Genomic DNA, 23,020 nt, shown 5'->3' with positions numbered 1-23,020 from the left:
GCCCCATGACAAAACTCTCGATCTGCATTCCCGTCGAAACCGCCGCCACCGATCCGGTCGAACTCGTCAGTCTCCTGCTGCGCAACAGCAACGCTGCCCTCGAGGTGGTCGTGGCCGGCGCCGCGCCGCTCGAGAGCCTGGTCGGACTTGCTGCTAGCGACAGTCGCCTGAGAATCATCCGTACCGAAGCCGACATTACCCGCCAGCGCCTGTGGCGCCGTGCGGTTGCCGCCACGAGCGGCGAATGGGTGACGCTCGTCAATCCCGGCGACATGATCGAACCAGAGCTTGCAACGATGGTCGGCTTTCTCGATCAGACGTCGTCCGGCATCGATGCGCTCGCATGGAATGTCTTCCAGATCGACCATGATGCAGAGCCGGGCAAGTCAGCATCGATTGCGATTCCGGCCGGCTACCAGATCAATACGTTCGACAAGACCGCCATGCTGAAGAGCTTTTTCTATTGGGAAAACAGCCTGAACACGCCGAAAATGCCGTTTGGTCTCTACCACGCCGCCATTCGCCGGTCGCTGGTCGACATCCTCCTGCAGCATCCCGAGCCGAGCGACTGGGCGACCACAGTCCCGCATTACGAATGGGCGACCAAGGTGTTGCTGTTTTCGGAAAGCTTGGCGTTTTGCTCGCGCCCGATGTCGGCAGCGGCGACCACGCCCTATGTTGCCGAACAGGTCGGCCAAGCCTGGAATTTCCCTTTCCATGGCGGCATCGGCCTGACCGGCGCCATCGCCGACGTGCAGTTCCATGTCCTGCGCGAACTGGGAACGCCGTGGTCCGGCGGCAACGAGGCCTTTGTCCGGGCCCTGGTGATCGATTGCATGATGGAAACCACGCGTGACGCTTTCCGCGCCAAGGGCAACGCTTATTTTGCCGGTCTCCAGGCTTTCGAGGACGGGCGCCTGGCGCCGCTGTTCAAGCCCGAATTCGTCGAGGCACGCAAGCAGGACAACCGCCGCGGCCTGCACGACAGCGCTGTTCTCGTCGATCGCTTCATCGGCGGCGCCCGCACGGCACCGGAATTCTACAATGTCGTCAAATCGATGATGGCCCCTGTCGGCCTGATCTGCGGCGGCACAACGGCCAGCGCCTGAAGCGACCAACAAACCGACTGGAACGCACATAGAAACACCCGGCAGCCCTCGCTTCCGGGTGTTTCCATGTGCGTTCCAGTTAGGCGTTACACGGCGAGCGAGGGATCATCCGGGAAGCAGCTGCGGAAATGGACGAGGCTGCCTTTGGCTTCTGACCCGGCGGCGGCAAAGCCACGCAGAAGATCCTGCGCCGCACCGGCGGTAAGGGGGCCGCGCATCTGCGTGCCGAGAAACCATTGCGCGGGCGTCTCACCCAGCAGAGCCTTGAAATCCAGGGGCCGTTTTTCGCTGCGCAGCAGGTCCGTGTAAAGCCGTTGGAACCGCGTGGCAGACAGGACCGGTGTGCGCGTGGCCGCCGTCGCAGCCATGGCGTTTCGGCCGATCTCGCAAAGCGTTTCGGGGTGCCCAAGCATCCCTTCCAGACGGCGGGCGGCGGCCGGTATATCCACCTCGGTGAAGCCGGTGACGCCATGATCGACGATCGCCTGTTCTGCCGGATTGGCAAGGACCAGCGGCACGCAGCCGAGCGACATCGCCTCGACCAGCGCATTTTCCGCCGTGCCATAATGTTCCGGCTGGAGCAGATAGAGAAAGATGCCGGTTTCGCTCAGCACCGCTGCCGGATCGTCGACATGGCCTTCGAAACGGATGCGGTCGGGATGCCGCATGCGTCTTGCTGCCTGGGCGACCGGACCATCCGGATCGCAGGCGCCCCAGAGCGAAACCTGAAAAGGGTCTGCCTCGACAGCATCGACCATTTTAAAAAACTGCGGGCTCATCTTCGCGAAGTCGAGCGTGCCGAGATAGCCGATCCGGCGCGGATGGCGGGCGGCGGCCGGTTGATTCGGGGCAGCACCGGCAAAGCCGAAGCCGCTGCCGATCGCCTCCAGCCCGGCGCGGGCATGGTCCGGCAGGGCCAGAACATCAGGCATTGCCAGCGAACAGGGCGAAGTGAAGACGAACCGGTCCGCCGCTTGATACAGCGATGCCGGGATGAAGGGCGCGAACAGACCGGAAATATGACACCAGAACACGGTTCGCATGGCAGGAAACGGCGTCGAGCACAGGGCCGCATAGAGACGCGGATGGTTCCACCATTCGATCTGGACGATATCGGCGTCTGCCGCAAGAGCCGCCAGCGTGGCGCTATCCGGCGCGATCGTCAGGCGCCCGCCGGCGGCCTCGACCTGATCGGCAAAGCGCCGGTCGCGCGGTGTTTCCAGCAGCACATAATTTCGCTGGATGGCGGGATCTGTCGCAACGCAAAGGGCGGAGTGCGCCTTTCCGACCCCTCCGCCCAGATGCGCAGTGACATGCAGAACCTTCATTCAGCGGCGATGGGCAAATTCAGCCCGCCGGGCGCCGCAACATTCGGGTTGATCTTGACGATGCTCCTGAATTTTTCGAGCAGCATCGGCCGGTGATCGTCGATATTGTCGGGCAGGCAGTGGGTCAGCTGGCCACAGCTGCCACAGACCTTGTTTTCGCAACGGCGGCCCTCGAGGTGCTGCAGGCGCAGCGCGTTCATCTTGTCGGAGTTCCAGATTTCCGAAAGCGGCGTGGTGCGCACGTCGCCGATGATGAGCTTGCGGCCCCAGTCGAGGAAGCAGGACGAGACAAGGCCATCAGCATTGACGCTCATCGCGTAGAAAATATAGGGGCAGGTGTCGGTCGGCTTGAGCTTCTGCTGGTAGATGCCGACGTCGCCGATCTTGATGCCCGACTTTTCCTCGACGTCGAAATTCGGCCAGCAGGGCGCGAAGTTTTCCACGAAGATGCGGTCGCAATAATCGCCGAACGTGTCGAAGAACAGCTGGCGCTGGTCTTCGGTGATCAGTTCCCCGGGGATCTTGATCGACACTTCCATGTCGCCCTTGTTGTCGTAGAGCCACTTCACATTCTCGACAAATGTGTCGAAGTCGAAATTGAAGCCGGTAAACTCCTGATAGGTTTCCTTGGTCATGCCGTCGACCGAAATGTTCAGCTTGTCGAGGCCGGCGGCGATGATCGGTTTCATGCGCTCGGGCGTCAGGAAGGTGCCGTTGGTCGTCGTGTCGATATAGTCGACATAGCCGCTCTGCTTGGCATAGCGGATCATGTCGGCGAGGCGCTTGTTGAGGAAGGGCTCGCCATCCTTGTACATGCGCAGAACCTTGATCGGCTTGCTGAAGGCAGCCAGATCGTCGATCGCCTTGGTGAAGACGTCATACTTCATGGCGCCCTGGTAGCGGCCGGTCTCGGCGATCATGCCGCGGTGGCCGGTGGGGCAGAAGGTGCATTTGAAATTGCAGGAACTGGCCGGATCGATGAAGACGATAAACGGGGTTTCGATCGGAATGACCGTCTCGAGCAAGGTGCGGCCTTCGAGATTGATCCGTGGTTTCAGTTCGGCTTTCATATACTTGTCTCCGGCACATCCCGCTTCGGGATGGCGTTGCAAACACCTACGACTGCCGCCGGATCGGAAGGATGGATCTGCGCCGTGCCGAACTCCAGCAGATCACGTCTGCCATAGTCGTCGGCGATCCGCTCCGCGAGCTGGCGAATCGTTGTCGATCGACCTGAACAAATATTGATTGCCCCAGGCTGACCAGTTTCAACCACATTGGCGATCATCGCCCCGGCAAGGGATACATCGAGGAAATCGCGCAGCTGGGTTCCAGCCGACAGTTTTGCGATTTCGCCCGCCTCGAGCCGTCTGCGAAGGTAGGGCACAAGCCTTGCCGGATGCTCTCCCTCGCCGAAAAGATAGAAGATCCTGCACCAGGAAAAAGTGCCCTCCTGTTTGGAAAACCACTCTCGCAAAATATGGTAAACGGAAAGTTTACAGGCAGCATAAAGCGTCGTCGGATGAAGCGGCGCGTCGATATCGAGATGCGCGGAGGGCAGCGCGTACTCCATGCAGGTGCCAAGCCCGATGAAATGGCGCACACCGGCCTGCATCGCGCCCCTTGCCAGTTCGAATGTGCCGCTGACACAGACCATGTTCTCCGGGCCGTCGAGATATTTTCCCGGCTCGACATACCAGGCGGCATGGATGACGACATCAATATCGCGGCAGGCATCGGCCCACCAGGTCGCATCCTGCGCAAAGCCATCCGCTGTGCGCACGATCCCGGCCACCGGACCGACCAGACGGTCTTCGGACCCCGGCCGCACGACGGCGACCACGTCATGGCCAAGTGCCAGAAGGTGGCTGTGAATGTGCCGCCCGACGAAACCGGTCGCGCCGGTCAACAGCACGCGGCTCATGAGGACACTCCGGACATGCTACGAGACACGCCTGGGGACAAGCTCCGGGAAAGGTCGGGTCTGTTAGGTGCGGATAAAACAAGCTTCATTGGAACCGGCCCGAATCGGATAAGAATGGAGCCTGAGCGTATCAAGCCGCAGACGGGACTGAAATGGCACGTTCGCAGGAACATAGAACGGCGAGCGCTTCCGGCGCCGATGGCACGCGGGTGGCCCATATTGCGCGGGTCTTTCCGGAGCTGCCGGATGCACCGCGGGCGTCCGCCCTGCTCCACGACATCAACAACGGCATCTGCCCGTTTGCAGCCGAAACGCCGCGTCAGCCGCTGGTGCTCTATGGGGCCGGCAATATGGGCCGGCTGGCGCGCGATCATCTGCGCCTCGTCGGCCTGGACTTTGCCATGGTCATCGATCGCCAGGCCGACAGGCTTGCGGCCGATCCGGCCTGGCAGGGCGTTGTCCTCGCAAGACCGCAGGATGTGCCGGCGTCCGTCAAGCGCGACAGCCTGCTTGCCGTCAGCGTCGCGACCAGCGCCTATGCCCCGCTTGAGGCAGAGCTGATGGCCGATGGCTGGCAAAACGTGGTGCCCTTTTACGATCTCGCCGAAAGTTTCCGCGACCGCCATCCGCTGTCGAACGGCTGGTTTGCCGGGCCGCTCGATGCGAACAACCTTGCCCACACGACGGACGTGCTCGAAAGCTGGGACGACGATACTTCCCGCGCACATCACCTGCAGTTCATCGCCTGGCGGCGGTTGCGACAGGAATGGACCTTCGATGCGGCGCCCGTTGCCAGTTGCGTGCGTTTCTTCATCCCGGAAATTGTCTGCGTGCTGCGCAGCGACGAAGTCTTTCTCGATGCCGGCGCCCATCACGGCAGCGTCGTCGAGGCGTTTGTGGCACAGACCGACGGTGCCTTTTCGCGGGTTCTGGCGCTCGAGCCGGATGCCGAAAGCCGCAGCCATCTGGAAACGCTGGTTGCGACCCTGCCGTCCGATATCGCCGGCCGCATCCGCACAGGTGCTGCCGCACTCGACGCCGTGGCACGCCCCCGTCGCTTTCATTCCGGCCTCGGCTATGCCTCGCAATTTGCCGAAACCGGACAGGACGTCGTGCAGACGACCACCGTCGACGCGCTGAAAATTACCCCGAGCTTTATCAAGCTGCACCTCGAAGGCGGCGAATATGATGCGCTGCGGGGCGCGATGCAGACGATCCACCAACACCGGCCGATCGTCGCCGTCACCACCTATCACAATGATGACGGGCTCTGGAAAACGCCGCTCTTCATGATGGAACATTTCGAAAACTACCGCTTCCTGATGCGCCTGCACAGCTGGTGCGGCACCGGCGCGGTCGTCTATGCGATCCCGCGGGAGCGGGTGGAGAACCGATGAGCGCATTCGCCTTTGACAGCAACCTTGTCTTCGACCTCGGCATGAACAATGGCGACGACACCGACTATTACCTGAAGCGCGGTTTTCGCGTGGTCGGGCTGGAGGCCAATCCAGGGCTTTGCGAGAAGGCGGCTCTGCGCTTTTCCGACGCCATTGCGCAGGGCCAATTGGCGATCGTGCATGCTGCGATCTGGGAAAGCTCCGGCGAGACCGTGTTCCACGTCAATCTCGAGAATGATCACTGGAGCAGCATCGATATCGGCTGGGCGGGCCGCAATGACAGCAATTGCGAGGCAATCACCGTTCGCTGCGTCACTTTGCCGGAGCTTTTTGCCGAACATGGCGTGCCCTTCTACCTGAAGATCGATGTCGAGGGTGTCGACCATGTCGTCCTCGACCAGTTGCGCGGTCTGGAACGCCTTCCGCAATTCGTCAGCGTCGAGGATTGCCGTTTCGGTTTCCAGTACATGGAGACCCTGTCTGCCTGCGGTTATGACGGCTTCAAGCTGCTCGACCAGTCGACCGTTGGCGATATGCGCGATCCTTCGGTCGACCACAGCTTCCAGCCCGGATCGTCCGGGCCTTTCGGAAACGACGTGCCGGGTGCATGGGCTTCCTACGATGCTGCCGTGGACGTCTATTCGCATACCGTCCGGGACCTTTCGGGCCAACGCCTCGCGCCCAGAACACAATGGTGGGATATCCACTGCACCCACTTACCGACGTCCGCCAGCGGACCTTCGAAGAGAGAAAAGCATCATGTCTGAGGAACAGAAATTCGCCGAATACGTCCGCAGCAATATCGATGGCGCGGGCAAGGATAGCGGCTTCATCGGCCTGTCGCAGGTCTGGGTACGTGAGTGCATCCGTCATAACTACGCACAGAACTTCACCTGGCTCGGCCGCCCGATCATCCAGGTGCCGCAGGATACCTATGCGATCCAGGAGCTGATCTGGTCCTACAAGCCCGACCTCGTCATCGAGACCGGCATCGCCCATGGCGGCTCGCTGATCATGAGCGCCTCGATGCTGGCGATGCTCGACTATTGCGACGCCGTGACATCCGGCAGCGTTCTCGACCCGAAAGCCAGCAGGCGCCGCGTCGTCGGTGTCGATATCGATATTCGCGCCCACAACCGCGCCGGCATCGAAAACCATCCGCTGGCCCACAAGATCACCACCCTCCAGGGCTCGTCGGTCGCGCCGGAGATTTTCGCGCAGATCAAGGCGATCGCCGATGGCTATGACCGGATCATGGTGTTTCTGGATTCCAACCACACCCACGAACACGTTTTGGCCGAGCTCGAACTCTACGCCCCGCTGACCAGCAAGGGCTCGCATTGTGTCGTCTGGGACAGCGGCGTCGAGGACCTGCCAGCCGACATGTGCGCCGACCGCCCCTGGGGCAAGGGCGACAATCCGAAGACCGCCGTCTGGGCTTACATGAAGCACCTCGCCGGCGAAGGCCGCACGGCCGCCGACGGCGCGCCCTTGCACTTCGAATATGACAAGACGATCGAACACAAGATCATGATCACCGCCTCGGCCGACGGCTTTCTCAAACGCGTCTGATCACCGAATACATACGAAAACCGCGCTGAACGGGTGTCCGCGCGGTTTTTTTGCTTTTCTGCTCTCTGGACAAACAAAAACCGCCGGCAGTCTCCTGCGCGGCGGTCAGCATTCACAAGTTCACACTGCGGTAATTAAGCTGAAATTGCCAGCCCCTCCGGCTTTGTAACAAGCGGCGCGAGCGTCAGCATGGCGCGATAGTCGACGTCGTATCGCTCGGCAAGATTCTTCCAGAACGCATCGCGCTCGAAAACGTCAAGCGCCGAGGCTGCGTGGCTCATCGCCAGCTGAAGATCGCCCATCCCTTCATAACATTTGGACATGTAGAGATGGCCGAACGCGTGATCGGGATACTTCGCCACGACGTTTTTCATGTAGTGGATCGCCACGTCGTAGCGGCCGATCTTCATGTTGTAGTTCTCGATGAAATTGACTCGAAGCTGTGTCTCATAGGCATAGGCTTCCAGCTTGACGGGATCGACGCCGGGTGCCCGTATGACCGATTTGGTCGCGACGAAATCTTCGTTGCTGGTATTTTCGATATAGCCGTTCTCAACGCAGATATCATAGAGACGGCTGCCGAAAATCGGTATCGCAAGATAGACATGGACCCAGTCGAAACCATGATCGATCAGCATTTCCAGCGTTTCCTGACGATGCTCGTCCTGCTCTCCGGGAAGACCGGTCACGATAAAGACGTGGGAACGCACGTTGAACTTGCGCAGCGCCTCGACCGCGGGGCGGATCAGCTTCTTCTTCAGCGGCTTCTTGATGATGTTGTTCAGCACATGGTCAGACCCGGATTCCACGGCGAGAGCCACAGCGGAAACGCCGGCCCGCGAGAACAGCTCGGCAACCTCCTCGTCAATCGCATAGACAGCAACCCCGTTCGGAAATTCGCAGCGGATACCAAGATCGGCGAGTTCCGCCAGCAGCCTCTTTGCCCGCTCTTTGTCATGGAAGAAGTGATCATCCTCGACCATCAGGACGGTCATGCCGAATTCGTCGCGCATCCGCGTCACGTCCTCGATGATCCGGTCGATCGACATGAAGCGGACGTCCCGGCCATGCAGCGACGGGTTCGAACAGAAGACGCAGAGGAACGGACAGCCGCGCGACGTGTGGATTGCCATCTCGCGCTTGGGCTGGTCGGTGTAGCGCTTGTCGATACCCCGGTTGTTGTAGTTATCGAGGTTGACCATCGCGTAGTTCATCTGCGGGATATCGTCGAGATTGGCGATAAATGTATGGGCTGGCATCTTGCCTTTTTCGGCCCCGGCACGGTTGATCCACGACTTGTGGCTTGCAATAACGGTCGCCGGATCTTCGGAATCGATCAGTTCCTGCAACGGCAATTCGCCTTCCCCCTTGCAGATCGCATCGAGGTCCGGACATTTTTCGAGCATAAGCTTGAAGGCTGCGGAAGGCAGCCCGCCGCCGGCGATCGTGATGATCTTACGGTCGAAATCCTTCGCCGTCTTCACCAAGCTCTGAATGTAGCCGAAAGAGGAGTTGAACAGGGCCGATACACCGACGATGTCCGGCTGGAACTCTTCCAGGATGGCATGCAACTCGGCACTGAAGATCTGTTCGTAGTCCTCCACCGAACGTTCTTCGACCAGTCGTTTCAAGGTAACGTTGAGATCAACCAGCCGCAATTCGGCAAGGTTTTTGCAATGTGCCGTGAGATAGGCTTCCATCGACAGGATGCCATAGGGAATGGTGAAGGCCGGCAACACAGCAGCGCGCGCTTTGTCAAGATAGTCCGCGGCATTGAAGTAGGGCGGGATTACAAAAAGCAGCTTGCGCATATCGTGGTGTCCTTTGTCGACGGGTGCACAGAAAGGGCCTGATCAGGCGGCCCGTTCGTTTCCGGGAAGGAATTGGAATTCCAGTTCCTCGATTGGTGCAACGATCTGGTTGACGAGATGGTAGAGTTCGGCCGGGGTCTCGACGCCGCCGATGTCCTCGTCGATGTACAGCGCCTTGTTCTGGACCCCGAAGAAGAACTTCGCACCCTCGGGGCTGACATATTTCGGCTTGAAGTATTGCAGGTATTTGCCACCCTTCCAGCTCCTGAAGGCGGCCTCGTAACCGGCGACGCTCATGTCGAAGTGCGCTTGGCTCTGGGCCGTACCACAGCTGTAGCCGCAGGCTTCGGCAAAGTTTTTCTCCCAGCCGGGGACGTGATAGCCATAGGTTGTCTTGAACCAGTTCTGGACCAGCGCGACAGATGCAGAAACCCCCAGTCTGGACGGAAACGGAAACTCCGCCATGTGCGGATCCTCGTCCATGTTGCGGCCGAGTTCCTGCATGAAGATGGCATGCTTGCGCTTCATGTCCTCGACGTCGCCGATGCTGGCCGAGTTGCTTTCGGCGCATGAGCCGAGGATCGAGAAGGGGCGTTCGGAGTAGAAGAAGGTCTCCGCTGTCACCAGGAGCTTGCAGCTGTTTTCGAAGTCGACGGTCGGATGTTCGAAGTAGCGGCCGCCGAATTTCGACTTGATCTTGTCCATGATCGTCTTGGAAATTGCCCCGTGATAGATCGCAAACGGGCAGTTCGGCGTCGAACTATGCTGTTTCCAGGTGAAGAATTCCTCGTAGAGCCATTCGCGTTTGACCTCGTGCACACCGGTGCCCAAGGTGATGCAGACATTGCATTTGGTGCGGCGGTTGCCCGGCCAGTTGTAGGTAAAGCGGCTCCAGACGAAGACGTCGACCAAACCGCGCTCGGCCTTGGTGCTGCTGATGAGGTCGATGACGTCAGCATCGACATAGTCGTCGTCGCCGATGACGCAGACGAATTCTCCGGTGGCTGCCTCCAGGCAACGCTCCCAGTTGTCGACCATCGAATAGACGCGCTCGCCCGGCCCAATGAATTTCACCCGCGGATCGCCGATGATATCCACCATGAAATCACGCATCGGCGCGGGATCATCGGAATTGTCGGCAAAGACGAATTCGACATCCGTCCTCAGATTGACGAGCAGGCTCCTGATCGTCTCCTGAAAATAGCGCTGGCGGTTGCGGGAGGGAACGCAGATCGTCAGTTTCGGTTGGGCAAGCATCGAAATTCTCCGTTTGGGAAATGATACGGACAAGGGCTTTCGCGAGGCTGACGCCTGAACCCGGATGGGAGCGGCAGGCGGGCTGCGGCGCTTTGCGGCTTTTCAACCGGTCTTGGGGTTGCTAGAGCAACGCTTGTATTTGCAGGACCATCCGGAGACATGAAATGGCAAAAGCGCCGGCCGACTGTACGTCGATGACGGATATCCGTCAGGAAATTGACCGGATCGACCAGGCCCTGATGGCGCTCTTCGGGGAGCGCTGGGACTATATCGGCCGCGCTGCCGAGATCAAACGCGGCACCGGCCTGAAAGCCGATATTCCTGCCCGCGTCGAGGAAGTGCGCAGCAATGTGCGCGCGCTTGCCGCCACGCTTGGGCTCCAGCCGGATTTCTACGACACGCTGTGGGCCGCGCTCATCCGCCAGGCGATCGAACACGAAAAGGACATCCTCGGCGAGACCGCGGATTGAAAACAGCAAGTCCATGTCGGTCTCCGACTGGACACCGACACTCAGCGATCCGAGCCGCCGATTTTCAGCGTGGCGGGTTTGCCGCCTTCCTTGCCCTCACCCCTGACGACAACGCTACGATCGGTTGTCGGCAGCATGCCCGGCTTCAGGGATGCACCGTCAGCGACGGCACTGCCGTCACGAACTTCCCACCCCAGTCGCTGATATAGGAAAGCTGCTGTTTGATTTCGTCCTGAAGATTCCATGGCAGAATAACCACCCTTTCCGGTTTTTCAGTTTTCAGGCTTTCTTCCGCGACAACCGGAATCCGGCTGCCGGGCATAAGAAGGCCCTGTTTTGCGGGGTTCTTATCGACCACGAAGGACAAGAGATCCGGTTTGATACCCGCGAAATTCATCAGCGTGTTGCCCTTGGCGGCAGCGCCGTAGGCGGCCACTTTCAGACCGGCACGCCGACTTTCGATCAGAAATTCCACAAAGCCGTCGCGCACATCTTCGGCTGCGGCCTGGAATGACGTGTAGAACGCGTCGTCGAGCATGCCAGCGTCCTGCTCGGCCAGAAGTGTCGCATCAACGGCCGGTGTCTGCGCTTTGGCGCCGGTATCGCTGCGCTGCGCAAACACCCGCAGGCTGCCGCCATGCCAGGGCGTCGTCGAGACGTCGAAGAGGCTGAGGCCATTGGCCTCGAAGACCCGCTTCACCGCGGTCAGCGACGGATAGGAATAATGTTCGTGATAGGCGGTATCGAACTGGCTTTCCCGCACCATGTTGAGCAGGTGCGGAAACTCGAAGGTCGCGACGCCCTGCGGCTTCAGCAGCACGGCGAAACCCGCCACGAAATCGTTGATATCGGGCACATGCGCGAGCACATTGTTGGCCGCTGTCAGGTCGGCGGCGCGACCGTCTGCCACAAGCCGCTCGGCGACATCGACGCCGAAGAAGGCCTCGACGATCTCGATGCCCTTGGCGCGGGCGGCCGCCGCCGTGCTTCTCGTTGGCTCGACGCCGAGGCAGGGAATGCCGCGCGCCTTCGCATATTGCAGCAGGTAGCCATCATTGGCAGCGACCTCGACGATGTGCGATGCGCCGTCGAGCTGGAACCGCGCCTGCATATCGGCGACGTAGCGGTCCGCATGCTTCAGCCAGGAGGTCGAGAACGAGCTGAAATAGGCATAGCTCGACGAAAAGAAGGTTTCCCGATCGGCGAAATCCTCGGTCTGCACCAGGCGGCAGTCCCGGCAGGTGCGGATGACCAGCGGATACCAGAGCTCGGGCCGGTGCCGATCGGCCAGCGCCACATAGGAATTGGACGGGGGAGCCGTGCCAAGATCGAGGAAGGGCACCATGTGCTGCGATCCGCAGTGCCGGCATCTCATAGGACAACCCCTACATAGTCCGGCTGCAGAAGCGGATGGGCGGCATCGCGGGACGACAAGTTGATCACCGGCAGCGGCCAGCCGATGGCGAGACGCGGATCCTGGCTGTGCAGCCCGCCCTCGGACGCAGCGACGTAGGATTCAGAGTGCATGTAAAGCATATGGGCATCATCCGTCAGAGTCTGGAACCCGTGGGCAAATCCCCGGGGCACCAGAAGCGAGCGGCCGTTGTCTTCGGAAAGCTCGACTGCGAAATGTTTGAGGAAGGTTGGCGAGCCGTGGCGGATGTCGACGACGACATCGAGAACCCGGCCCCGCGTACAGGCAATCAGCTTGATCTCTGCAAAGGGCGGGTTCTGGAAGTGCATGCCGCGCACCGTGCCGCGCTGTACCGTCCCCGTCTCGTTGACTTGAGCAACCCGGCCGCTCCATCCGAAGGCCTTGAGATCATCCGGGCAGAAGAGGCGCGTGAGGAAGCCACGGTCGTCCTTCAGGATCCTGCGGTTCACCACCACAAGCCCGTCGAACGGCGTCGCCTCGGCCACGAACCTGTCTGCCATCAACCGGCCCTCAAGGCCTTCGTTTCAGCCACGATGTTTGCGAAATCCCTGATATCGCCGAGGCAGAGATCAAGGACAGGCTGTCCGTCGTTTTGGGCACGATACCATTCCATCGTCCGCTTGACCGTTTCCGTAAGTTTCCAGCGCGGCTGGTAACCGAGATCCTGACGCGCCCGGGCACTGTCAAGCACGAGATAACCTGCTTCGTGCGGTCCGTCGCTGCCATCCCCGAGCAGCACTTCGCCGGAACCGTAATGGCGCTCTGCCATCTTCAACACAGCGCCGACGGAGGCGGCTTCACCGTGATCCGGTCCGAAATTGTAGCTTTCGGCAATGTCGGGTGCATGCCACAGATGTTGCGCCAGTCCCATATAGCCGCCGAGCGGCTCAAGAACGTGCTGCCACGGACGGACGGCCCGCGGCCGGCGCACCTGCAGCACCTCGCCTCTCTGCCAGGCCCGCACGGCATCCGGGATCAGCCGGTCTTCCGCCCAGTCGCCGCCGCCGATGACATTGCCGGCGCGTGCCGTGGCGATGCCGATCTTGCGTGGCGCAAAGAACGAGGACCGATAGCTCGCCGCGACGATCTCGGCCGCTGCCTTCGAGGCGCTGTAGGGGTCATGGCCGCCGAGTGGATCGGTCTCGATGAAGGCGAGCCCGGCTTCGGCATTGTGATAGACCTTGTCCGTCGTCACGACCACGATCGAGCGCACGTCCGGGGAAACCCGCAGCGCATCCAGAAGGTTTGCCGTGCCGACGACGTTGATTTCGTAGGTGTCGACCGGATTGCGATAGCCTGCCCGCACCAGCGCCTGTGCCGCCAGATGGAAGACGATCTCGGGCCGGGTCTTAACGACCCGGTTCATCACCGCATCACGATCGCGGACATCGACGATGTCCTCACCAGCGATATTGCCGCCGAGCAACACATGCAGCGATGGCATACTCTCGGGCGCCAGCGACAGGCCGCTTACCTCGGCACCCATTTCCCGCAGCCAGAGCGACAGCCAGCTCCCCTTGAAGCCGGTATGCCCTGTCACCAGGACGCGTTTTCCCCGCCAGAAGTCGTGTGTCATCGCCATCACCAGCTCTTCCACGGCGGATTGCCGCTTTGCCACATGCTTTCAAGTTGAACCTTGTCCCTGAGCGTATCCATCGGTTGCCAGAACCCTTCATGGAAAAACGCCCGCAACTCGCCCTCTCTGGCCAGCCCCATCAGCGGCTCTCCTTCCCAGCTTGTAAAATCATTGTCTATGCGGTCGATGACACGCGGCGAGAGCACGAAGAAGCCGCCATTGATAAAGCCGCCCTCGCCTTCCGGCTTCTCGATGAAGCCCTGCACCTCATTGCCGTCGAGTTGCAAGGCGCCATAGCGCGCCGGTGGACGCACGGCCGTCACCGTCGCGAGCTTGCCGTGGCTCTTGTGGAAGGCAATGGTGCTGGCGATATCAACGCTGCTGACGCCGTCGCCATAGGTGAAGCAGAAGGCATCTTCGTCTTTCAGATAGGCCGCAACCCGCTTCAGACGCCCCCCGGTCATCGAATTCTCACCGGTATCCACCAGCGTCACGCGCCAGTTTTCGGCGCTCTGGCGGTGGAATTCTATCCTGTTCTGCGACAGGTCGAAGGTGATGTCCGACATGTGCAGGCCGTAATTGGCGAAATATTCCTTGATCACATAGCCCTTGAAGCCGCAGCAAATGACGAAGTCCCGGATGCCGTGGGCATAATAGAGCTTCATGATGTGCCAGAGGATCGGCCGGCCGCCGATCTCGATCATCGGCTTCGGGCGCAGGTGGGTTTCCTCCGCTATGCGCGAACCGAGCCCCCCTGCCAGAATCACCGCTTTCATGATGTTCTCCCCTCTACTGGATAACGCAGCGTGACGTCGCGGACAATATCCGCGATCGTCCGGGGAGGGCAGGAAGGGAGACATCCACAAACAAGGCTCGCGGACCCGACCGGCGCGTTGTCTTCGACAACGCAACCACCGCGTTCAACGTTTCGCGGTTTCCGGGGCGAGAAAATACCATCATGCTCAAGGTCCAGTCAGTCGATCCTGACAATGACCCTAAAGGCTGAAACTGTTGTCAGACTGGATTGAACCGGCACCGTGCGCAAACAACCGGCGTCATGCACGGCATCAGAGACGCGCCGAAACCAGGCGACGGTGCATTTCGTCGATGTCGTAGCTGTTCTTGCGGGCGAGTTGCCGCTCCCAGTCCAGCGCCGTCTCGACGATCAGGTCGAGATCGGCAAAGGAGGGCGTCCAGTCGAGTTTCTGGCGCGCAACCGTTGCATCGGCAACGATGCTGACCGCGTCGCCGGCGCGGCGGCCGGAATAATTGACCTCGAAATCCCGACCATGAACACGCTTGACCGCCTGCAGGACCTGCAGAACCGAATAGCCTTGCCCGTAGCCGCAATTGGCAATGAGCGGTTCGCCGCCCTGCAAAAGATAGTCGAGCGCCTTCAGATGCGCGGCGACAAGATCGGAAACATGAATGTAGTCGCGCACGCCGGTGCCATCAGGCGTGGCGTAATCGGTGCCGAAGACATCGACTTTCATGCGCCTGCCCAGCGCGGCCTCGCAGGCAACCTTGATGAGATGGGTCGCACCGACCGTCGATTGTCCTGTGCGGCCACGCGGGTCAGCACCAGCAACATTGAAATAACGCAGGGCGACATAGCGGAAGTCATGGGCTGCCGCGGCATCGCGCAGCATGATTTCCGACATCAGCTTCGACATGCCATAGGGGCTCTCGGGACGCAGTGCCGCCGTCTCCAGCACCGGAACGGGATTGTCTGGTGTGCCATAAACGGCTGCCGTGGACGAAAAAACAAAATTGCTTATGCCGGCCGCGACCGCTGCGGCGATCAGCACGCGCGTCTTGGCGGTGTTGTTTTCATAATAGGACAGCGGATCGACAACGGATTCCGGGACGACAATCGAGCCCGCGAAGTGAATGATGGCGTCGATCTGGTTTTCGAGAAAGATGCGGGACAGCACGTCCGTGTCTCCGACATCACCCAGGTAGAACCGTGCTTCCGGGGCCAGGGCCCAGCGAAACCCAGTCGACAGCCGGTCGAGCACGACAACATCCTGTCCCGCATCGACCAGGGCCCACACCATATGACTGCCGATATACCCTGCTCCGCCCGTTACGAGAACCGTCATGATCTTTACTTTCCTGCCCATCTTGACAGGAAGCATCACAAGCGAAATTTCTTTCGGAAGGCTGACTTTTCACGCCGCGCGGAGGCTTCGCGGGAGTATTGTTCCGTGAATGGTTATCTCTCTATTTCGATGTTTGCTAAAATTTTAGTGAATGCCGGTGCGGTCTCCCGGCAGGGCTTCAGCCTGCGATGCCATCGCCCGGCTGCGGGCGCTGCACCGGGCTCAGAGCCCGGCAATATAGCCGGCGAGCCGATCCGCGGCGACCTTGATCTGCGTGGGGTCACGCAGGAAGCAGGCCCGCAGGAACAGCGATCCGCCCTCCCCGAACGCCGTGCCCGGCGCAAGGCCGACACCGGTCCTGTCGACGATGTCAAGCGCGGCAGCCCTTGAATCCGTCACACCGTCGATCTTCAGGAAGGCATAGATCGCGCCATCCGGTTTCAGCGTTTCGACCCTGTTCGTGGCGATCAGCGCATCGCAGAGAAGATCGCGGGAGAGGGCCGCCTTGGCGATATTGGCATCGACGAAATCATCGCCCTGGTCGAGCGCTGAGACGGCACCGGCCTGCATGAACTGCGCGACGCCGGAGGTCGAGTACTGGATCAGGTTTTCGAGAACCTGGCCCGCTTCCGGCGGAGCGACGATCCAGCCCACCCGCCACCCGGTCATCGACCAGTTCTTGGAGAAGGAATTGACGAACAGGATCCGATCATCGTCCTGCATAACGTCGAGGAACGACGGCGCCCGGCCACCGCTATAGTGGTACAGGGCGTAGATCTCGTCTGCCATGATCCAGAGATCGTGTTTTCGCGCCAGCTGCAAAATGGCCTTCAGATCGTCGCGGGTTGCGGTCCAGCCTGTGGGGTTCGATGGCGTGTTGATGAACAGTGCCCGCGTCTTCGGGGTGATCGCGCTTTCCAGCCGGTCGAGATCGAGCTGCCAGCGGCCATCCTCGAACTGCAGCGGAACGGCCACCGGCTGCACACCGGAAATCGCCGCCGATGCGGCAAAGTTCGGCCAGGCAGGCGAGAGGTAGATCATCGCGTCGCCGGGCGCGGTGATCGCCTCGATCGACAGCTTGATGGCCTGCATGCCGGAGCCGGTGACATAGAAATTGTCTGATGATAGCGTTTTTGCAAAGCGCCGCTGATAGAAACGCGCGAGCGCCTCGCGCAGTGCCGGGATGCCGCGCTGCCAGGTGTAGAAGGTTTCGCCAGCCCGCAGCGATGTTTCGGCCGCCTGCGAAATGAATGCCGGGGTCGGCAGGTCGCCCTCACCGACCCAGAGCGGAATCAGACCTTCGCGACCGCGCGCATAGTTCACGAGCTCGACGATGCCGCTTTCCGGCGCGGCCAGCGAACGGGGGCTGAGGGTCTTCAGAAGTGTCATCGGCGGGCTCCTCGCGCAGGGTCATGCGCCTCATTGCCCGCCGCTTCTAGCTGCTTTTCGTCAAACGATCACGTGATATTCCCTGACGGATTTATCGATTTTCGTGATGTATGGAAGGATGCTCACGGACGCTTCAGCAGGTCGCGGATCTCGGTGAGCAGTTGGATGTCGACCGGTGGCGGGGCTGACGGTTCCTCGTTCTTCTGCTTCTCCATCGAGGCCCGCATCTTGTTGACTGCCTTGACCAGGAGGAAGATGATCCAGGCAAGGATCATGAAGTTGATGACGACGGTGAGAAAGCTGCCATAGGCAAAGACGGCACCCTGTTCGCGGGCTGCGGCGAGCGACGTGGCTGTTACCGTGGCGGAGAGCGGAAAGAAGAAGTTCGAGAAATCCAGCCCGCCGGTGACGGCGCCGACCACGGGCATGATGATGTCGTTGACCAGCGAGTTGACGATCAGCGTGAAGGCCCCACCGATGATGATCCCGACTGCCAGATCCATGACGTTGCCGCGCGCGATAAACGCCTTGAATTCATTGAGCATTGCTCTCTCTCCATTTTCTTTGAATGCACCATGGCCGCGCCCGGATGCTATCGGAAATTTCCTCCAAGTAAATCATCCAGCCAAAAAATAGGGCGCCGTCTGCAGGCTTGATGGCACGAGATCTGCGGCTTCATCACCGCGCCACATGCACTTCGGGCGACAAGTCAATCTGACTTAAGACTTAGGCCTTTGGAATTTTCTTCCCACGCATCTTGTCCTATGCTCATCTTCTGACGTGGAGGGGGGTATGCTTTCGGGCTCGATCATTTTCGCCTCGGCGTTTGCCTATCTGCTGTTGCTGTTTGCAGTGGCAAGTTTTGGCGATCGCAAGGGACGCAAGATACCGGTCGCCCGCGGCCGGCCGGTTGTCTATGCGCTCAGCCTGGCGATCTACTGCACCTCCTGGACCTATTTCGGCGGGGTGGGCCTTGCCGCCGAGCGCGGGCTGGAATTCACCGGCATCTACATCGGCCCGATCCTGATGTTCACGCTTGGCCTGCCCGTCATCCGCCGGATCATCACGCTCGCCAAGGCAGAGAAGCTGACCTCCGTCGCCGATTTCATTGCAGCCCGCTATGGCAAGAACCCGGGCGTGGCCGCGATCGTCGCGCTGATTTCGCTGATCGGCGCCATTCCCTACATCGCCCTGCAATTGAAGGCCGTTTCCAGCTCTGTCGCAGTCATGGTCGATACCAGCGGCTACGGGATCGGCTCGGGTGAGAATTTTGTCGACCTGCCCCTGCTCGTCACCCTGTTCCTCGCGTGCTTTGCCATTGTCTTCGGCACGCGGCACACCGATGCGACCGAGCATCAGGACGGACTGATCCTGGCGATCGCCATGGAATCGGTGGTCAAGCTCCTGGCGTTCGTCACCATCGGCGTCTACGTCGTCTTCTTCCTGTTCGATGGACCGCAGGATCTCTGGACAAAAGCCCTTGCCAACCAGGATGTGGTTTCGGCGCTGACCTACGAAACGCCGGTTCATCGCTGGATCATGTTGATTGCGCTCTCGGCCTTTGCCATCATCATGCTGCCCCGTCAGTTCCATGTGACCGTCGTCGAAAACCGCACCGCCAACGAACTGCGCACGGCCGGCATTCTGTTTCCGCTCTATCTGGTGGCGATCAACATCTTCGTTTTGCCGGTGGCGCTGGCCGGCATCCTGACCTTTTCCGGCAGTGGCGATGCCGATCTCTACATGCTGCGCCTGCCGCTTTCTGCCGACCTTTCGGTGCTAACCCTGATCACCTTCATCGGCGGCTTTTCGGCTGCGACCGCCATGGTGATCGTCGCATCGGTCGCCCTCTCGATCATGATTTCCAACGATATCGTCATGCCGGTTTTCCTGCGCCGCAAGCTGATGAGCCGCACCAGCGGCCAGGAAAACATCGCGGGCACGCTGTTGAACATTCGCCGCACCGCGATCCTCGGCGTGCTCCTGCTCGGTTACGGCTACTACCGCGCCGCCGACATGAGCGCCGGTCTGGCGTCGCTCGGGCTTCTGGCGTTCGCGGCAATTTCGCAGATGGCGCCGGCTCTGTTTGGCGGCCTCCTGTGGCGCCAGGCCAATGCCCGCGGCGCGATTGCCGGCATGACGCTGGGTTTCCTCGTCTGGGCCTATCTGCTGTTCCTGCCAAGCCTTGGCGGCCCCGACAATTCGCATGTCGCAACGACGGTGCTGGGTTTCCTGTTTCCCTTTGCCGGCATCTTTTCCGGCGCGCAGGCGGATCCGCTGGTCAACGCCTCGGCGCTCAGCCTGCTGGTCAATATCATCGCCTATGTGATCGGCTCGCTCACCCGTGCGCCAAAGCCGCTGGAGCGGCTGCAGGCCGGTGTCTTCATTGCCCGCAAGTCGCGCAGCGAACGCGCCTTTCGGGGCCGCAAGACGAAGATCACGGTGCTTGATCTGAAAACCACGATCGCGCGCTACCTTGGCGAAGAGCGCATGCAGCGCTCCTTCAGCACCTATGAGCGGCAATCCGGGCGCTGGCTGGACGACAATAGCGCGGCCGACATGGCACTCATCCACTTTTCCGAACAATTGCTCGGCAGCGCCATCGGTTCCTCCTCTGCCCGGCTGGTGCTTTCGCTGGTGCTGCAACGCATGGACGACACGTCATCGGACACCGCGTGGCTGCTCGATCAGGCCAGCGAGGCCCTGCAATACAATCAGGACATGCTCCAGACGGCACTGTCGCAGATGGATCAGGGCATCGCCGTCTTCGACAGTTCCAACAACCTGATCATCTGGAACCGCCGCTTCCGGCAATTGCTTGACCTGCCCGAAAGCGCCGGACAGGTCGGCTTCCCGCTGGCCGATATCATTGCGATCCTGACGAAGCGCGGCGACATCAGCAAGGAGCAGGAAAAGGCGCTGGTTCGCAATTTCCTGACGCTCGACAAGCCTTTCCTGCTGGAGCTTTCCGGCGGTGCGCGGATCATCGAAGTGCGCACCAACGCCATGCCCGACAAGGGGATCGTCACCACCTATACCGACATCACCCAGCGCGTCGCCGCCGACATGGCGCTGAAGCAGGCAAACGAGACGCTGGAACTGCGCGTCGCCGAACGCACCGGCGAACTCACCCGCGTCAACCGCGAGGTGGCCGAAGCCCGCGCGGCAGCCGAGGAGGCCAATATCGGCAAGACCCGCTTCTTTGCCGCCGCCGGCCACGACATTCTCCAGCCGCTGAATGCGGCGCGGCTGTATTCCTCGTCGCTTGTCGAACGTCTCGGCGATAGCGACAACCGGGTGCTGGTGCAGAATATCGATTCCTCGCTGGAATCGGTCGAGACCATTCTTGGCGCCGTGCTCGACATTTCCCGCCTGGACACCGGCGCCATGAAGCCGCGCCTGCAGTCGGTTCCGCTCAACGATCTCCTGCGCCGCATCGAGACGGATTTTGCGCCCGTCGCGCGGGCGCAAGGGCTGAGACTGGCCGTCATGCCCACCACGCTCATCGTACGCACCGATCCCAATCTGCTGCGCCGTCTCATCCAGAACCTGGTCTCCAATGCCATCAAGTATACGCCGGCGGGCAAGGTGCTTGTCGGTGTTCGCCGCCGGGGCGAGCAAGCCGTCATCGAGGTCCTGGATTCGGGCATCGGCATACCGGCCTCAAAGTTCCGCACCGTCTTCAAGGAATTCGCCCGCCTTGACGAAGGTGTCCGGACGGCCGCCGGCCTCGGGCTGGGCCTGTCGATCGTCGATCGCATTTCCCGTGTGCTCAGCCATCCCGTCGATCTGCAGTCAAAATCCGGCAAAGGCACGCGGTTTCGCGTCACATTGCCGATCGACCGCACCAAGCAACGCCTTGGCACGGCCACCCGCGAGACACCCGCGATCAGCACCGCCGAACCGCTCAACGGCCTGCGGGTGCTGTGCATCGACAACGAGCCGCTGATTCTGGAAGGCATGAAACTGCTGCTCGACGGATGGGGCTGCACGGTGACGACAGCCGATTCGCTGGCAACCTCGCGCAGCCTGAAAGACCGTGGCGACATTCGCCCGGATGCGATCATCGCCGATTACCACCTCGATGACGGCACCGGCATCGAGGCCATCTCCGAAATCCGCAAGCAGTTCGACGACAATATTCCGGCCCTGCTGGTCACCGCCGACCGCTCGCCGGAAGTCCGCGCAGCCGCCGAACGCGACGGCATCACGCTTCAGAACAAGCCAGTCCGCCCCGCCTCGATGCGAGCCTGGCTGACCCAGCTTTCCGTCGCGATGAAAGCCGCTGCGGAATAGGTCTTGCTCTCAAGGGACTGCATTCGCGCCAAAGGGTTGGAGCAGTGGCTGAAGCGTCAGCTCCCGCCGCCTGTGAATGACGATGTGAACGAAATCGGGCGATGCACGACCACAGCGTCCGGGTTTTCTGACGACAAGCGTGATGCTCTACAGTTGCGTCAGGCCGCAACGGCGCCGATCTTGCCGAGCTGGATGACCGCCTGCGTGCGGCTGTCGACGTCGAGCTTGAGCAATATCGCCGAGACATGGGCCTTGATCGTGGCTTCGGAAACGCCAAGCTCATAGGCAATCTGCTTGTTGAGCAGGCCCTCGGCGAGCATGCCGAGCACGCGCGACTGCTGCGGCGTCAGCGTCTGGAGCCGGTGCAGCAATGCTGCCACTTCCGGCTCATGCTCCATGCCGTGCACGAAACCGCGCGGGGTGAAGATGTTGCCGGCCATGACGGTCGCGATGCCTTCGCGGATTTCATCGATACCGGCGGATTTCGACAGGAAGCCGGACGCGCCCAGTTCGAGCGCACGATGCACCGTTGCCGGGTCGTCATGGGCCGAGACGATCATCACCGGCAGGCTATGGAATTCGGCACGCAACGCAATCAGGCCGGACAGTCCGCTGACGCCCGGCATGGTGAGATCGAGCAGCATCAGATCCGCCGCCGGATGGTCGGCGGCCGCCTTGCGCGCGGCGCTGAAATCGCCAGCCTCGACGATCGCCGGATTGCCTTCCATTCCGGACAGGGCCTGGCGCATGGCACCGCGAAACAGCGGGTGGTCGTCTGCAATGATGATGGTCAGGCCTGACGCCATGTCGCTCCCTCCCAAGAGCTTTTTCAACCTCGCGGATCCTCCAACCCGCGAGAGCAGCAGCGTGGGCATGAAGCGGATACTCTCAGGTTTTTTGCGGCTCCACGCCAGGCTTGTCCGCCGGCGGATTGCCCTCACCTTCGAGGTCCTTCACTATTCCCATGAAGTTGCGCATCATTCTTTCCATGACGCTCATGGTCTGGTCAATCTCTTCCTTCGTCGGGAGGCGGGGTTTGACCGTCAACGGGCCGTCCTGCACCGCTTTTTCAAGGGTTTCCACGCGCTTCGTCAGGAGATCGAGTTCCAGCTCGAAGGCGGTGCGCTCGTCTGCCGCCATCCGGCAGACCATCTGGCCGTCTTTTTCCTGGCAGAGCGAGACCTCGCCGGTCTCTGTATCAAGCCTTGCAATGCCGCTATCGGTCTTCTGCATGCTGTAGCGGCCAGCCGTCGTTTCAGCGCTTCCCGTCTGCGACCAGAGCGTCGCGCACAGGAATGCCGCCGTCATCAGAACCGTCTTCATTGTCCGTCCTCCGTTGAAAATTCGTCCCTCG

Annotated in this window: 20 protein-coding genes; 6 read left to right on the top strand and 14 right to left on the bottom strand. The window is 60.9% G+C overall.

The annotated features are described in order from the left end of the window. Positions 1-5 precede the first annotated feature (5 nt). Positions 6-1,109, top strand: a complete 1,104-nt coding sequence (locus AX760_RS01580; RefSeq protein ID WP_071831089.1) for a hypothetical protein — start codon at positions 6-8, stop codon at positions 1,107-1,109. 86 nt (positions 1,110-1,195) lie between these two features. Here the strand turns inward: AX760_RS01580 and AX760_RS01575 are convergent, their stop codons facing one another. From AX760_RS01575 to AX760_RS01565, 3 genes are read right to left on the bottom strand one after another with little or no spacing between them, the layout of a single operon-like run. Continuing rightward, complete coding sequence (locus AX760_RS01575; RefSeq protein ID WP_071831088.1) at positions 1,196-2,437, bottom strand: glycosyltransferase; 1,242 nt, start codon at positions 2,435-2,437, stop codon at positions 1,196-1,198. Then, complete coding sequence (locus tag AX760_RS01570) at positions 2,434-3,507, bottom strand: radical SAM/SPASM domain-containing protein (protein ID WP_071831087.1); 1,074 nt, start codon at positions 3,505-3,507, stop codon at positions 2,434-2,436. Before AX760_RS01570 ends, AX760_RS01575 begins: the two co-directional genes overlap by 4 nt. Continuing rightward, a complete protein-coding gene (locus AX760_RS01565; protein WP_071831086.1) occupies positions 3,504-4,361 on the bottom strand; it encodes an NAD-dependent epimerase/dehydratase family protein in 858 nt (285 codons plus the stop codon). The genes AX760_RS01570 and AX760_RS01565 overlap by 4 nt, the downstream gene beginning before the upstream one ends. Positions 4,362-4,513: 152 nt before the next feature. On the opposite strand from AX760_RS01565, the gene AX760_RS01560 reads away from it, so the two are divergent. The 3 genes from AX760_RS01560 to AX760_RS01550 are packed head-to-tail and all read left to right on the top strand — an operon-like array spanning position 4,514 to position 7,330. Next, positions 4,514-5,758 carry an FkbM family methyltransferase gene (locus tag AX760_RS01560; protein ID WP_071831085.1) on the top strand — a complete coding sequence of 415 codons (1,245 nt, stop codon included), beginning with the start codon at positions 4,514-4,516 and terminating at the stop codon, positions 5,756-5,758. After that, positions 5,755-6,525 carry an FkbM family methyltransferase gene (locus tag AX760_RS01555; protein ID WP_071831084.1) on the top strand — a complete coding sequence of 257 codons (771 nt, stop codon included), beginning with the start codon at positions 5,755-5,757 and terminating at the stop codon, positions 6,523-6,525. The genes AX760_RS01560 and AX760_RS01555 overlap by 4 nt, the downstream gene beginning before the upstream one ends. Further along, positions 6,518-7,330, top strand: coding sequence for a cephalosporin hydroxylase family protein (locus tag AX760_RS01550; RefSeq protein ID WP_071831083.1), 813 nt, complete (start codon positions 6,518-6,520; stop codon positions 7,328-7,330). The genes AX760_RS01555 and AX760_RS01550 overlap by 8 nt, the downstream gene beginning before the upstream one ends. Before the next feature lie 134 nt (positions 7,331-7,464). Here the strand turns inward: AX760_RS01550 and AX760_RS01545 are convergent, their stop codons facing one another. After that, complete coding sequence (locus tag AX760_RS01545) at positions 7,465-9,141, bottom strand: B12-binding domain-containing radical SAM protein (RefSeq protein ID WP_071831082.1); 1,677 nt, start codon at positions 9,139-9,141, stop codon at positions 7,465-7,467. Between the two features lie 42 nt (positions 9,142-9,183). Next, positions 9,184-10,398: a glycosyltransferase family 2 protein gene (locus AX760_RS01540; protein WP_071831081.1), complete on the bottom strand. Its 1,215-nt coding sequence runs from the start codon at positions 10,396-10,398 to the stop codon at positions 9,184-9,186. Between the two features lie 164 nt (positions 10,399-10,562). Here AX760_RS01540 and AX760_RS01535 point away from each other — a divergent pair, with 164 nt between their 5' ends. Further along, a complete protein-coding gene (locus AX760_RS01535) occupies positions 10,563-10,868 on the top strand; it encodes a chorismate mutase family protein (protein ID WP_071831080.1) in 306 nt (101 codons plus the stop codon). Positions 10,869-11,013: 145 nt separating this feature from the next. Here AX760_RS01535 and AX760_RS01530 read toward each other — a convergent pair whose 3' ends face one another. The 7 genes from AX760_RS01530 to mscL all read right to left on the bottom strand — a co-directional run bounded on the left by AX760_RS01530 (position 11,014) and on the right by mscL (position 17,915). Beyond that, positions 11,014-12,243, bottom strand: a complete 1,230-nt coding sequence (locus tag AX760_RS01530; protein WP_071831079.1) for a class I SAM-dependent methyltransferase — start codon at positions 12,241-12,243, stop codon at positions 11,014-11,016. Further along, positions 12,240-12,803 (bottom strand): dTDP-4-dehydrorhamnose 3,5-epimerase family protein, encoded by a 564-nt coding sequence (locus AX760_RS01525; RefSeq protein ID WP_071831078.1) that lies wholly within the window; start codon positions 12,801-12,803, stop codon positions 12,240-12,242. The genes AX760_RS01530 and AX760_RS01525 overlap by 4 nt, the downstream gene beginning before the upstream one ends. After that, on the bottom strand, positions 12,803-13,885 hold the full coding sequence (rfbG, locus tag AX760_RS01520; RefSeq protein ID WP_071831077.1) for a CDP-glucose 4,6-dehydratase: 1,083 nt from the start codon (positions 13,883-13,885) through the stop codon (positions 12,803-12,805). Before rfbG ends, AX760_RS01525 begins: the two co-directional genes overlap by 1 nt. After that, complete coding sequence (gene rfbF / locus AX760_RS01515; RefSeq protein ID WP_071831076.1) at positions 13,885-14,655, bottom strand: glucose-1-phosphate cytidylyltransferase; 771 nt, start codon at positions 14,653-14,655, stop codon at positions 13,885-13,887. The genes rfbG and rfbF overlap by 1 nt, the downstream gene beginning before the upstream one ends. Positions 14,656-14,946: 291 nt before the next feature. After that, positions 14,947-15,981: a UDP-glucose 4-epimerase GalE gene (gene galE, locus AX760_RS01510; protein ID WP_071831143.1), complete on the bottom strand. Its 1,035-nt coding sequence runs from the start codon at positions 15,979-15,981 to the stop codon at positions 14,947-14,949. 222 nt (positions 15,982-16,203) lie between these two features. Next, positions 16,204-17,370 carry a pyridoxal phosphate-dependent aminotransferase gene (locus AX760_RS01505; protein WP_071831075.1) on the bottom strand — a complete coding sequence of 389 codons (1,167 nt, stop codon included), beginning with the start codon at positions 17,368-17,370 and terminating at the stop codon, positions 16,204-16,206. Between the two features lie 122 nt (positions 17,371-17,492). Continuing rightward, positions 17,493-17,915: a large conductance mechanosensitive channel protein MscL gene (mscL, locus tag AX760_RS01500; protein ID WP_071831074.1), complete on the bottom strand. Its 423-nt coding sequence runs from the start codon at positions 17,913-17,915 to the stop codon at positions 17,493-17,495. 247 nt (positions 17,916-18,162) lie between these two features. On the opposite strand from mscL, the gene AX760_RS01495 reads away from it, so the two are divergent. Then, positions 18,163-21,666, top strand: a complete 3,504-nt coding sequence (locus tag AX760_RS01495) for a PAS domain-containing hybrid sensor histidine kinase/response regulator (protein WP_071831073.1) — start codon at positions 18,163-18,165, stop codon at positions 21,664-21,666. 158 nt (positions 21,667-21,824) lie between these two features. Here AX760_RS01495 and AX760_RS01490 read toward each other — a convergent pair whose 3' ends face one another. Next, positions 21,825-22,472: a response regulator transcription factor gene (locus tag AX760_RS01490; protein ID WP_071831072.1), complete on the bottom strand. Its 648-nt coding sequence runs from the start codon at positions 22,470-22,472 to the stop codon at positions 21,825-21,827. Between the two features lie 82 nt (positions 22,473-22,554). Beyond that, positions 22,555-22,989 carry a hypothetical protein gene (locus tag AX760_RS01485; RefSeq protein WP_071831071.1) on the bottom strand — a complete coding sequence of 145 codons (435 nt, stop codon included), beginning with the start codon at positions 22,987-22,989 and terminating at the stop codon, positions 22,555-22,557. Positions 22,990-23,020 lie beyond the last annotated feature (31 nt).

The sequence above is a fragment of the Pararhizobium antarcticum genome, assembly GCF_001885585.1.
Classification (GTDB): Bacteria; Pseudomonadota; Alphaproteobacteria; order Rhizobiales; family Rhizobiaceae; genus Pararhizobium; species Pararhizobium antarcticum.
This window is presented reverse-complemented; position numbering and strand designations above follow the sequence as displayed.